Origin of the sequence: Rahnella sp. Larv3_ips (genome assembly GCF_003697865.1) — a bacterium.
GTDB classification, from domain to species: Bacteria; Pseudomonadota; Gammaproteobacteria; order Enterobacterales; family Enterobacteriaceae; genus Rahnella; species Rahnella rivi.
Window position 1 is genome coordinate 139557 of record NZ_MJIB01000005.1, and the last position, 12117, is coordinate 151673.

Annotated in this window: 11 protein-coding genes; 8 read left to right on the forward strand and 3 right to left on the reverse strand. The window is 50.1% G+C overall.

Translation table 11 applies throughout. The features are described 5' to 3' along the window. Window positions 1-90: 90 nt before the first annotated feature. The gene (locus ED901_RS09340) at window positions 91-684 is read left to right on the forward strand and encodes a nucleoside triphosphate pyrophosphatase (RefSeq protein ID WP_122095744.1); all 594 of its coding nucleotides are present in this window, start codon (window positions 91-93) and stop codon (window positions 682-684) included. Between the two features lie 55 nt (window positions 685-739). Here ED901_RS09340 and rluC read toward each other — a convergent pair whose 3' ends face one another. Next, the gene (rluC, locus tag ED901_RS09345) at window positions 740-1702 is read right to left on the reverse strand and encodes a 23S rRNA pseudouridine(955/2504/2580) synthase RluC (RefSeq protein ID WP_122095745.1); all 963 of its coding nucleotides are present in this window, start codon (window positions 1700-1702) and stop codon (window positions 740-742) included. A 589-nt stretch (window positions 1703-2291) separates the two neighbouring features. On the opposite strand from rluC, the gene rne reads away from it, so the two are divergent. Beyond that, complete coding sequence (gene rne, locus ED901_RS09355) at window positions 2292-5648, forward strand: ribonuclease E (protein ID WP_122095746.1); 3357 nt, start codon at window positions 2292-2294, stop codon at window positions 5646-5648. A 109-nt stretch (window positions 5649-5757) separates the two neighbouring features. Here the strand turns inward: rne and ED901_RS09360 are convergent, their stop codons facing one another. Continuing rightward, window positions 5758-6045, reverse strand: a complete 288-nt coding sequence (locus ED901_RS09360; RefSeq protein ID WP_056778737.1) for a putative quinol monooxygenase — start codon at window positions 6043-6045, stop codon at window positions 5758-5760. 223 nt (window positions 6046-6268) lie between these two features. On the opposite strand from ED901_RS09360, the gene pyrC reads away from it, so the two are divergent. The 6 genes from pyrC (at window position 6269) to ED901_RS09390 (ending at window position 11060) form a co-directional block, all read left to right on the forward strand. Then, a complete protein-coding gene (pyrC, locus tag ED901_RS09365; protein ID WP_122095747.1) occupies window positions 6269-7318 on the forward strand; it encodes a dihydroorotase in 1050 nt (349 codons plus the stop codon). 116 nt (window positions 7319-7434) lie between these two features. Next, complete coding sequence (gene dinI, locus ED901_RS09370) at window positions 7435-7689, forward strand: DNA damage-inducible protein I (RefSeq protein WP_056778732.1); 255 nt, start codon at window positions 7435-7437, stop codon at window positions 7687-7689. A gap of 360 nt (window positions 7690-8049) precedes the next feature. Continuing rightward, a complete protein-coding gene (gene bssS / locus ED901_RS09375; protein WP_056778730.1) occupies window positions 8050-8304 on the forward strand; it encodes a biofilm formation regulator BssS in 255 nt (84 codons plus the stop codon). Between the two features lie 143 nt (window positions 8305-8447). Then, window positions 8448-9563 carry an N-methyl-L-tryptophan oxidase gene (gene solA, locus ED901_RS09380; RefSeq protein ID WP_122095748.1) on the forward strand — a complete coding sequence of 372 codons (1116 nt, stop codon included), beginning with the start codon at window positions 8448-8450 and terminating at the stop codon, window positions 9561-9563. 203 nt (window positions 9564-9766) lie between these two features. After that, a complete protein-coding gene (locus ED901_RS09385) occupies window positions 9767-10435 on the forward strand; it encodes a LuxR C-terminal-related transcriptional regulator (protein ID WP_056778725.1) in 669 nt (222 codons plus the stop codon). Between the two features lie 160 nt (window positions 10436-10595). Then, on the forward strand, window positions 10596-11060 hold the full coding sequence (locus ED901_RS09390) for a MarR family winged helix-turn-helix transcriptional regulator (protein WP_240993903.1): 465 nt from the start codon (window positions 10596-10598) through the stop codon (window positions 11058-11060). On the opposite strand, the gene ED901_RS09395 is transcribed toward ED901_RS09390, so the two are convergent. Continuing rightward, window positions 11057-12094, reverse strand: coding sequence for an AI-2E family transporter (locus ED901_RS09395; RefSeq protein WP_056778719.1), 1038 nt, complete (start codon window positions 12092-12094; stop codon window positions 11057-11059). The genes ED901_RS09390 and ED901_RS09395 overlap by 4 nt on opposite strands. Window positions 12095-12117: the final 23 nt, after the last annotated feature.

The following is a 12117-nucleotide window of genomic DNA, read 5'->3' on the forward strand; positions in this document are numbered from 1 at the left end:
AAAACCGCACCTTTCACCAATATTCGCTTCCACAGCGGCCAACAGTTTAAAATGTACTATTCAATAACGCTACGCTTTGTGAAAAAAATTATGACTATGCCTTCTCCACAACTGCTTTTAGCCTCAACCTCGGTCTACAGAAAAGCACTGCTTGAAAAAACCGGCCTCGTCTTTCGCTGTGCTGCGCCAAATATTGATGAAACACCGCGCGCAGAGGAACAGCCTGAAAATTTGGTGCAACGCCTGGCACAAGCTAAAGCCAGCGCACTCAGCGTCTCGCATCCACATCATCTGATTATTGGATCGGATCAGGTCTGTGTCATCAATGGCCACATCACAGGCAAACCCTACACATTTGAGAACGCCTTTCGCCAATTGCGCGCCGCCAGTGGCCAAACTGTCACGTTCTACACGGGTCTGTGCCTGTTGGATGTAAAAACCTCGCAGGTACAAACGCTGTGCGAAACTTTTAACGTTGTATTCAGATCATTATCTGATGACGAAATTTCCGGCTATCTGCACCGAGAAAAACCTTACGACTGTGCTGGCAGCTTTAAGTGCGAAGGACTGGGCATCACGCTGTTTGAAAGCCTGAACGGGCGTGATCCTAATACACTGATTGGTTTACCGCTTATCGCCCTGCTTGGCTTGCTGCGTGAACACTGCATCAATCCACTTCTCTAAATTTAATCCAGAAAAAGGGCGCAACCTGTGCGCCCTTTTTAGGATAGACGATGACTTATCGGGCGCTGCTTTTACCACGCAGTGCTTTCAAACAGTTACGCAATTTGGCATCCATCGGCGCCTCAATTCGCATCGTCTCACCGGTATTGGGATGTTCAAAACGCAATGCCGCTGCGTGCAGGAACAAACGATTCAGACCGGTTCCTGACAGTTTTGCATCGAAATCACGCTCACCATAACGGTCATCAAACGCGATAGGATGACCGGCGTGCAAAGCATGGACGCGGATCTGATGGGTTCTGCCCGTCACCGGGCTGGCTTTAACCAATGTGGCAAACTCGTAGCGCTCTTCAATTTTAAACCGGGTTTCAGAAGGTTTACCTTCGGCATTCACCCGGACGATACGCTCGCCGCTTTGCAGAATATTTTTCAGCAACGGAGCCTGAACGACTTTGCAATGCGAAGGCCATTCACCCCGTACCAGTGCAAGGTAGTCTTTCTGCATACTCTTTATACGCAACTGCTCGTGCAATGAACGTAACGCAGATCGTTTTTTCGCAACCAGCAAAACCCCGGAAGTATCGCGATCCAGACGGTGAACCAGTTCCAGGAAACGGGCTTCAGGACGCAATGCACGCAAACCTTCAATCACACCGAAACTCAACCCGCTGCCGCCATGTACTGCGGTGCCCGACGGTTTATTAAGGATAAGGAGGTGATCGTCTTCATAGAGGATGCAATCCGTCAGAGCAGCGACTTTATCCAGTTTGGCGGAAACCGGCGCTTCATCTCTTTCAGCAATTCGCACCGGAGGAACGCGAACTTCATCACCGGCGAGAAGCTTATATTCTGGTTTAATGCGTTTTTTATTAACCCTGACTTCGCCCTTACGCACGATGCGATAAATCATGCTTTTCGGCACGCCTTTCAGGATTTTAAGTAAGAAGTTGTCGATGCGCTGACCGGCTTCATCTTCCGAAATGGGAATTAATTGTACAGTTGGATTATCAGTTTTCATGGCTCGGGATTCTAAATATCAGGCACGATTCGCGCCACAGATTTTTATGTGCTTAACTCATAGCTTACCAGCAACTACCATGGAAAACCTGCAAGAAAACCAGATAAAAAGCATGAGCAATGTGCATTGCCTCGCAGATGGATAAGATTCTTGGTCAGAACGGGAAAAGTCACCTTGCTATCACAGTGCCTGCAATGGAATAATGAAGTCACTTTCCGCGTTGTTTCTCTTAAGTTAGGGAAAACGCAGGAATTATAGATTTGCCTGATCGCACAAAAACGCAGCAATGGCGTAAGACGTAATGTGAAATCAAGCAATTAGCGGGCTGCGGGTTGCAGCTTGGCCGGCAAACGGAATGAGATCTGTAAACTTAAATTCAGAAGCTATTCCCCTAATAAAAGTGCTGCTTTCATAACGCTGGTGTCTTTAATACAGCAAAAGCAGACTTACCGAAATAATGCGCCCCTATGCAAGCGACAGCCGTGAGGTTGACGATTTGCGAGAAGACTCGGGGCCAACGGTTTATCCGGTCATGACGTCATTTTGCCCGCAGCTCTGTCAATAATGGAAAAATAACGAGTAAGTTAAGATGAAAAGAATGTTGATTAACGCAACTCAGCAAGAAGAGTTGCGCGTTGCCCTTGTAGATGGACAGCGTCTGTATGATTTGGATATTGAAAGTCCGGGCCATGAACAGAAAAAAGCGAATATTTACAAAGGTAAAATCACCCGCATTGAACCTAGTCTTGAAGCGGCATTCGTAGATTACGGTGCAGAACGACATGGTTTCCTTCCTCTGAAAGAAATTTCCCGCGAATATTTCCCAAACAATTACGCCTCACATGGCCGCCCGAACATCAAAGATGTTTTACGCGAAGGTCAGGAAGTGATTGTTCAGGTTGATAAAGAAGAACGTGGAAATAAAGGCGCAGCGCTGACGACGTTTATCAGCCTGGCCGGTAGCTACCTGGTTCTGATGCCAAACAATCCACGTGCTGGGGGAATTTCCCGCCGGATTGAAGGTGATGACCGCACTGAATTAAAAGAAGCGCTGTCTTCTCTGCAACTGCCTGACGGCATGGGCCTGATTGTGCGTACTGCCGGTGTCGGCAAATCCGCAGAAGCCCTGCAATGGGATCTGACATTCCGCCTGAAACACTGGGATGCCATTAAGAAAGCTGCTGAAGGCCGCCCTGCTCCGTTCCTGATCCATCAGGAAAGCAATGTTATCGTCCGTGCGTTCCGTGATTACCTCCGCCCGGACATCGGTGAAATCCTCATCGATAACCCTAAAGTCCTTGAACTGGCTAAAGAGCATATCGCTGCTCTCGGACGCCCAGATTTCAGCAGCAAGATTAAGCCGTACGTAGGTGAAATCCCGCTGTTCAGTCATTACCAGATTGAGTCTCAGATTGAATCTGCATTCCAGCGTGAAGTGCGTCTGCCTTCCGGTGGTTCAATTGTTATCGACAGCACCGAAGCGCTGACCGCTATCGACATCAACTCCGCGCGTGCAACCCGCGGCGGCGATATCGAAGAAACGGCCTTCAACACCAACCTCGAAGCCGCTGATGAAATTGCTCGTCAGTTACGCTTACGTGACCTCGGTGGTCTGATCGTTATCGACTTTATCGACATGACGCCAGTACGCCATCAGCGTGAAGTGGAAAACCGTCTGCGTGATGCGGTTCGTCAGGACCGTGCTCGTATCCAGATCGGTCGCATTTCCCGTTTCGGTCTGCTGGAAATGTCCCGTCAGCGCCTCAGCCCGTCATTGGGTGAATCGACGCACCACATCTGCCCACGTTGTGCCGGTACCGGTACTGTGCGCGATAACGAATCACTTTCCCTGTCGATTCTGCGTCTGATCGAAGAAGAAGCTCTGAAAGAAAACACCAAAGAAGTTCACGCCATCGTACCGGTGCCGATCGCTTCTTACCTGCTGAACGAAAAACGCGAATCGGTGAATGCCATCGAGAAACGTCAGGGTGGCGTGCGTGCTGTGATCGTACCAAACGATCAGATGCAGACTCCGCACTACCACGTTCTTCGTGTGCGCAAAGGTGAAGAAATTTCTGCACTGAGCTATCTGCTGCCGCAGATTCATGAAGCTGAAATGCTGCAACCTTCAGAAGAAACTCCGTCTGAGCGTCGTCGTCCTGAGCAACCCGCTCTTGCCGCATTCGCTCTTCAGAGCGAAGCACCGCCATCAAGCTTCGAGCAGACAGCAGTTCCGGATGAGCCAGTACAGACACGCACGACAACCGTCAACGCACCTGCTGCACCGGCCGCTGAGAAACCTGGATTTGTCAGCCGTCTGCTGAGCGGCCTGAAGGGCTTGTTCGCTGCGGAACCTCAACAAGAAGTTAAACCTGTTGAAGAGCCAAAAGCGGAACCTGAAACCACTGAAGCTGCAGAAAACCGCCGTAACAACGATCGCCGCAATCAGCGACGTCAGGGTGGACGTCGCGAACGTAACGGCGAACGAGGCGAACGCGGCGAACGCGGTGAGCGTACCGATCGCGGTAATCGTGGTGAAGGCCGTGATAACAATCGTGATAATCGTGGCGAGAGCCGTGATACCCGCGAAAACACCCGTGAACCTCGCGAACCTCGTGAAGACCAGCGCCGTAACCGTCGCAATCAGGAACCTGTTGTTACTGAAACACGCAACGAAGAAGTGGAAACTGTCGCTCGTGAAGAGCAGCAACAACCTCGTCGTGAGCGCTCGCGTCGCCGTTCTGATGATAAACGCAGAACACAGCCGGAAGAGAAAGTTCAGGACGTTGTGGTTCAGGAAGTGGAAGCTCCGGTAGTTCCTGCTCCAGTGCAGGATGATGCTGAGCAGGAAGATCGCCAGCCAACGCATCGTCGTCAGCGTCGTCAGTTGACTCAGAAAGTGCGTTTCGAGTCAGAAGAAGTGGACTCCGAAGCTGAAGCTGCTGCTCAACTGCTGATTACGGGCAGCCGCCCTGCTGAACCTGCATTCACTTCACATGAAGAAGCGGGTGCAGAAACGACTCACGCGTCTGATAACGATGAAAACCTGAATGACAACGCCCGTGAAAACGGTATGCCACGTCGTTCACGTCGTTCGCCGCGCCATCTTCGCGTCAGCGGACAACGTCGTCGCCGCTACCGTGATGAGCGTTACCCGACTCAGTCACCAATGCCAATGGCGGGTGCATTCGTTTCTCCGGAAATGGCTTCAGGTAAAGTGTGGATCACCTACCCGGTGGCTCAGGCATCTGAGCAAGGTCAGCGATTTGAAGAGCACACTGCAGAAACAGAAGCGCCAGAAGTGTTAACTCAGCAAGTTGAAATCGCACAGGAAAACACCCCTGTTCTGAATGAAACCATTGACGTTACACCTCAGCAGCCAACCGTTGAAGCGACTCGCGTTGAAACGCCAGACGTTGAGCAGGTACATGTTGCTGATACTGCACAGCAAGTTACGCAATCCGAAACTGCTGCAGTAGCTGAACAGCCTGTTGCCGATGAACCTGTTCTGGTTGAGCCAGAGACAGCAGAGCCGGTAGAAGAAACACCAGTGGTCGCGATTTCGCCTCAGGCGCAAGAACCTGCTGTTGTTGAACCGGTAGCTGTCATCGCTGAACCAGAAGTTCAGATTCAGGCTCCGGTAGCTGCACCCGCGGTTGAAGTTAGCCCTGCGCCAGCTCCGGAAGTGAAACCTGTTGTTGAAGCGGCACCTGTCGCGGAAACTCCGGTAGTCAGTCAGGCTGCGGCTGTTGCACCACGCTTTAAGCATCATGCAACGTCACCGATGACTAAAGCACCGGCGCCAAGCTATGTGCCAGAGCCTTCCCGTCAAAGTGACTGGGTTCGCCCTGAGTTTAACTTTGAAGGTAAAGGTTCTGCTGGGGGTCATTCAGCAGTAAGTACGGCGACTGCCCCAGCGACTAAACCTGAAATGCCGACAAAGTAATGCTCTGACTCACTGGTAACTGGTTCACTGGTACAAAAAAACCCGCTTCGGCGGGTTTTTTTACATCTCAGACTCTGTGAGTTGTTTTCAACTCATTGGAATCAAATGTTCAGGCCAGAGTTTTCAAACGTCGAATGGTGAGTTCATCGAGTTTACCTTCCAGACTCGCGGCGAAGTGCTGGAAGTGAGAGGTGTTATTATGCTGATTCAGGGCTTCTTCTGATTTCCAGCGCTCATAAAATACGAACGTTCCTTCTTTATCCAGATCCCGATGAAGCTCATATTGCAGGCAACCCACTTCCTGGCGACTGGGCTCAATAACTTCGAGCAAAGCTTCCGTTACCTGAGCCTTAAATTCCGGTTTAGCAACAATAGTGGCAACAACTCTGATTTCCATAGTAGTTCTCCTGTTATTTTGTCCTGCTTCCGGGTGATCCCGTGAAGCCCGGCGAGTAAAATCTGTGACTACTATGACCCCTTCTCTGCATTGATTTCAATACGAAGTTTATTTAACAGATGCAAGCCAGCGGTTTTGCGCTTATTCTTGTTCCCCGCCGCTAATGCTCCCATTACCGCACCTGATCCCAACATCTTGTCTCTCAATGCCGGAGTTTTGCCTCATGACCGCAACACCGCAAGTTTTAAGAATCCGCCGCCCAGATGACTGGCACATTCACCTACGTGACGATGATATGCTCAGTACTGTGTTACCTTTCACCAGTGAAGTATTTGGCCGTGCGATTGTCATGCCAAACCTGACACCCCCTGTCACCACTGTGGAAGCTGCTCTGGCCTACCGCAGCCGCATTCTCAACGCAGTGCCCGAAGGCCATAATTTCACACCGCTGCTGACCTGTTATCTGACCGATTCAGTAGATCCTGACGAAATTGCCCGCGGATTCGAGCAAGGTGTTTTCACCGCTGCAAAACTGTATCCGGCAAATGCCACCACAAACTCCCAGCATGGTGTGTCTGATGTGAAAACCATTTATCCGGTGCTGGAGCGTATGCAGAAAATCGGCATGCCGCTGCTGATCCACGGTGAAGTGACTCACAGCCATGTCGATATTTTCGACCGGGAAGCGCATTTCATTGATGAAGTGATGGATCCGGTTCGTCGTCAGTTCCCTGAACTGAAAATTGTGTTCGAACACATCACTACCAAAGATGCTGCTCAGTATGTTCTGGAAGGCAATCAGTATCTGGGCGCAACGATTACGCCGCAGCATCTGATGTTTAACCGCAACCACATGCTGGTGGGCGGCGTTCGTCCTCACCTGTTCTGCCTGCCAATTCTCAAACGCAATATCCATCAGGAAGCACTGCGTAATGTGATAGCCAGCGGCGCCGAGCGCTTCTTCCTTGGCACTGACTCCGCGCCTCACACCAAAGGGCGCAAAGAGTCGAGCTGCGGCTGCGCGGGGTGTTTCAATGCTCCTTTGGCAATGCCCGCGTACGCCACTGTGTTCGAAGAGATGAACGCGCTGCAGCATTTGGAAGCCTTTAGCTCACTGAACGGTCCGCGCTTCTACGGCCTGCCGGTTAATGAAGAGTTTATCGAACTGACCCGTACGCCGGTGACACAGCCGGAGGAAATCGCCCTGGGTGATGAGTGCGTTGTGCCATTTCTGGCGGGGCAGACCCTGAACTGGAAAGTGACGGCCTGCTAAATACCCGTCAGACAAAATCGTAAGTAACTGCACTGTGCGATTTTCTCTTCATCTCCTTATTGCGTAACCCGCAGATTGACTGTATAAATATACAGTCAATCTATTCAGGAGGTCCTATGCGTGTTGAAATCACTATCGATAAAACCAAACCTCTGCCTGTCGGTGCGCTTGATGCGTTATCAGGCGAATTGAGTAAAAGAATCAACAAACAGTTTTCCGACCGTGAAAATAATATTCAGGTCCGTTATGCCGGCGCTAATAGCTTGTCCGTTCTCGGTGGTGCAAAAACTGACCGTGATCTGATCGAGGAAATTCTTCAGGAAACCTGGGAAAGTGCCGATGACTGGTTTTCAAATCAGAATGATGAGTAACGCGATGAAACGCCTGAAAATCAATCTTACTGACCCATCTTATTTATAATAATCAGGTTTTTTACAAACCACGCCGCAAGGCTATTTCAGTATTTTACCGGGCGTCGCAGTCCGGTTTTTTATTGCTCTTTTCTGCTTAACATTGACTCACCGCTAAAAATCGAACAAGCGTAAATCCCCAGATAATTCTTACTCCACAGTTTTTCACTCACTAACAAATACAATTTTTTTACAATTAAATTCAATCAAACACTCCTCAAAGCGATTTAACTGTTTATACTGAAATAGCTCACATGATAATGAGCCGCATTGATCCTCAGATAGTCACTCACGTTAGTCACTACAAGATAAGGGGTCTATATGGACAGAAATGATGAAGTTATTCAGACACACCCGCTTGTGGGTTGGGATATCAGTACCGTCGACTCTTATGACGCGATGATGATACGTCTACATTACCTGTCTTCTAAAGACCAGACTCCCGAAAATGCTCAGGTAGACAGAACACTTTGGTTGACTACCGACGTTGCACGGCAACTGATTCACATTCTCGAAGCCGGTATTGAAAAGATTGAATCGAATGAGTACGAATACAGTGATCACCGAAAACACTAATCTTTATCTGCCAGTCTGAGGCACCAGCGATTTCCATCCTGGTGCCTTTTTCTTTGCTGCCGCCCCGCTTGCCTTCGCTGCTGTAAACTCTCTATCATGCCCCTAACCATTTGTTAAATTTTTGTCAGAGGAGTCTGAGTAACATGGATTATGACCTCATCATTGTCGGCAGCGGCTCAGTAGGCTCTGCGGCAGGCTTCTACGCCACCCGCGCCGGATTGAAAGTCCTGATGATCGACAGCGCGATGCCACCGCATCAGACCGGCAGCCATCACGGTGAAACCCGCCTTATCCGCCATGCTTATGGCGAAGGTGCGCGTTACGTGCCGATGCTGTTAAGGGCGCAGACGTTGTGGGATGAACTGGCTGAAGTCAGTGAAGAAAAGGTCTTCCACCGCAGCGGTGTGCTGAACATCGGCCCGGAAAACTCAGATTTTATCGGAAATGTAAAAAACAGCGCCGAAACCTATGACCTGATAACACAGGATATGAGTGCAGAAGAAATCCGCACCAGATGGCCGCTCTTCACGCTGCCCGACGGCTACTGCGGCGTATTTGAGCCTGACTCCGGGTACCTGCAAAGTGAAATCGCCATCAGCGCTTACATACGACTGGCCCGTGAAGCGGGCTGTGCGCAGTTGTTTAACTGCCCGGTCGACAGCATCCGCTGGCTGGAAAATGGTGTGGAAGTATCTACGGCAGATGGTGTGTACAGTAGCGCAAAACTGGCAGTCACCGCCGGAACCTGGGTGACAAAAATTCTGCCTGAACTTCCGGTTAAACCGTTACGAAAGGTATTTGCCTGGTTCCACGCCGACGGACGTTACAGTGAAGAAAATCACTTCCCCGCGTTTACGCTCGAAACCCAGCAGGGCGATCAATATTACGGTTTTCCTTCGGTAAAAGACGCTCTCAAGCTCGGTAAGCACAACGGCGGGCAGTGGATCAATTCGCCGGAAGAACGTAAGCCTTATGGCGGATTCAGTCAGGACGGTACAGAGTCATTTAACTTTTTCCGTCACTTCCTGCCGGGTGTGGGGGTTAACCTGCGTGGTGCATCCTGCACGTATGACATGACGGAAGATGAAGATTTCATCATCGACACGCTGCCTGACCGTGATAACACGCTGGTCATCTCGGGTCTGAGCGGTCACGGTTTCAAATTTGCCAGTGTATTAGGTGAAATAGTAACGCAATTCGCTAACAATCATCCTATCCCCTTTGATTTAAAGCCTTTTTCACTTTCGCGTTTCAAATAACGGAATGAAAGAGAACCGTCATTTATATTCTGCTGACCGTTCTCTTTTATTCTTTACACTTTATCGGTGGGTTTCACTTTGAACCAGATCAATAGACTGGTATTTCCGAATTGACAGCATTATAGAAAAAAACCTATGCTAGCCCGAGAAATCACAGGAGTGGTTTCCAACGCGTAAATCATACGCTTACACAAGGATGTAATATGAAACTCTCCGTTATTGAACCCTGTGGTTTCACCCGCTTAGGTGTTTTCTCTTATCTGATCGAGAATAATGATCTCGATATTATTGATTCGGTGAATATCTCGCAGGCACTCAAATCTTTCAATGAATTCCAGCCTGATTTGATTCTCGTTAACATGACGCAATATTGTCATAGCGCAGAGTTATCTGAAGAATTGAAAGCATTTTTTGAATTCCGCCATGGTGCCCGGATTTACTGCTATATCGACGCAAACTACCCGGAATGTGACGATCCGATCCCGATTACCCGCGATGTTTTTATCCTCAATAAACAATCACTGACAACACTTTTGAAACAGATTGCTTCAGATCCTGATGCTTACGTGCAGGGGAATAATGTTGGATTACCGCGCATGTTGTTCAGCGATCAGGAAATTCTGGTGATGAACTACTGGATGTCGGAGATGCCGAACTACCGCATTGCCAGAAAATTGAATATCAGCAGCCGCACCGTTTATGTCCATAAACGTCATCTGGCGCAGAAAATAAAAGTCCGCAACCGCTTAGAGTTCTGTTTCATATACAATTTGATTAAATATTTGTTCTGGCCGATTGATGACATATCGGCCAGTCCCATCAGCCGCCAGATCAAAGACGATTTGTTAATGATCTATAAAGCTCACAGCTAAAAACAATCGCCCCGGCCCGCCGGGGCATTTTTTTGTCCTCTCCGCCAATCTCATCGCAATATTCAGACACGTTTTCCCTTCCCATCACGCGGTTGCAGTTTTAATGCATAGGCCTACAATCGGTTCAGATTACCCGCCTCATTTTGAGGAGCCTCACAAAATGGCCGAATTAAACATGGTGAACGCGACTCCCGCCGAGATCACAGAAACATTACTTTCCGTTATTCGTCTGATGCGTAAACAGGTGGATGCGGCAATGTCCGCTCAGGGGCTTTCACTTGCCCGTGGAAAACTGTTAACCGCCATTGCACATGAAGGCACCTGCCGTCCGGGCGAACTGGCGCACGCGCTTCAACAATCACCGCGAACGATCACAGACGCGATCGATGCAATGGACAGAGACGGTTTGTTAGTGAGAAAGCCGCATCCCACCGATCGCCGTTCACAGTTGCTTGAGCTCACCGACGCCGGGAAGCAGGCGCTGGAACAGGTGAAGCAGCCAAAACAGGCCGCCATTGACCGCCTGTTTGAAGGTCTCGATCCCCTTGCCCGTCAGCAGTTGCTGATTTCCCTGCGAAGTATCGAATCGCATGCGCAAGATATTGAGGAGCAAAACAAGGTCTAGCGGTTTGGTGCGCCATCGCCCAACAGGACAGCAATTTTATGTCCTGCGGCGGTGGGCTCCAGGGCGATTTTCATTACAATCGTCAACGGCACAGACAACAGCATCCCCACAGGCCCCATCAGCCAGCCCCAAAAAATCAGCGAAACGAAGACCACCAGCGTGGACAGCCCAAGCCCGCGTCCGAGGATCCTGGGATCAATAATGCTGCCAAAAATCACGTTAATCAGGATGTAACCCGCCGTCACCATCAGCCCGTCGCTCACGCCGTTGAACAGAAACGTCTGAATAATTGGCGGGATGGCCGCCAGGAAGGATCCGATATTCGGAATATAGTTCAGGGCAAAAGCCAGCATTCCCCACAGAAAGGCAAACCTGACGCCGATGAAGGCCAGTAATCCCCAGACCGCCAGACCAGTGACGACGCTAATCAGCGTTTTAATCACCAGATACCGCGTCACACTGTCCAGTGCGCGCTGGATATTTGCCCTGCCCTTGCCGGGATCGTCTGAGAGTTGTTCCAGTTTGTAGGGCAACTGCGGGACTTCGAGCAGCATAAAGGCGACGGTCATCAGCAATAAGAACAGGCCGGCCATGGCGTTCGACAGATAGCTGATGAGCTTACTCACCAGATTCAGCGTGGCAGCCGGATCAATGTAGCCTGCAAGCTGTTCCGGTGTGAACGTCAGTTCGCCCTGAGGAAAATAGGCATCGTACTGGCGCAGTTTCTCGGCAATGATCCCGCGGTATTGCGGCAAGGTGCGTGCGAAATCATTGAGCGTGACCAGCAACGTCGTTGTCAAAAACACCATCACACAAATCACCACCGTCGCCACCAGCATTACCGCGAGCGCTCGCGGCACCCGCGCTTTCTCCAGCAAAACAATCAGCGGATTGAGGACGAAAGCCAGAAACAGCGCCAGAATCAATGGGACGATAATATCTGCGGCGGATTTAATGCCGGCAAAAATCACCACCAGCATCGCCATCATCATGACAATTTTCAGCCCCTGATCCGTCACTATTGTCTTTCGCATGGCTTTCTCCTGTTCATGGCCTG

Coding starts and splice junctions, on each gene's coding strand:
- ED901_RS09340 (WP_122095744.1), top strand. CDS start 91: ATGACTATGCCTTCTCCACAACTGCTTTTAGCCTCAACCTCGGTCTAC.
- rluC (WP_122095745.1), bottom strand. CDS start 1,702: ATGAAAACTGATAATCCAACTGTACAATTAATTCCCATTTCGGAAGAT.
- rne (WP_122095746.1), top strand. CDS start 2,292: ATGAAAAGAATGTTGATTAACGCAACTCAGCAAGAAGAGTTGCGCGTT.
- ED901_RS09360 (WP_056778737.1), bottom strand. CDS start 6,045: ATGGAAATCAGAGTTGTTGCCACTATTGTTGCTAAACCGGAATTTAAG.
- pyrC (WP_122095747.1), top strand. CDS start 6,269: ATGACCGCAACACCGCAAGTTTTAAGAATCCGCCGCCCAGATGACTGG.
- dinI (WP_056778732.1), top strand. CDS start 7,435: ATGCGTGTTGAAATCACTATCGATAAAACCAAACCTCTGCCTGTCGGT.
- bssS (WP_056778730.1), top strand. CDS start 8,050: ATGGACAGAAATGATGAAGTTATTCAGACACACCCGCTTGTGGGTTGG.
- solA (WP_122095748.1), top strand. CDS start 8,448: ATGGATTATGACCTCATCATTGTCGGCAGCGGCTCAGTAGGCTCTGCG.
- ED901_RS09385 (WP_056778725.1), top strand. CDS start 9,767: ATGAAACTCTCCGTTATTGAACCCTGTGGTTTCACCCGCTTAGGTGTT.
- ED901_RS09390 (WP_240993903.1), top strand. CDS start 10,596: ATGGCCGAATTAAACATGGTGAACGCGACTCCCGCCGAGATCACAGAA.
- ED901_RS09395 (WP_056778719.1), bottom strand. CDS start 12,094: ATGCGAAAGACAATAGTGACGGATCAGGGGCTGAAAATTGTCATGATG.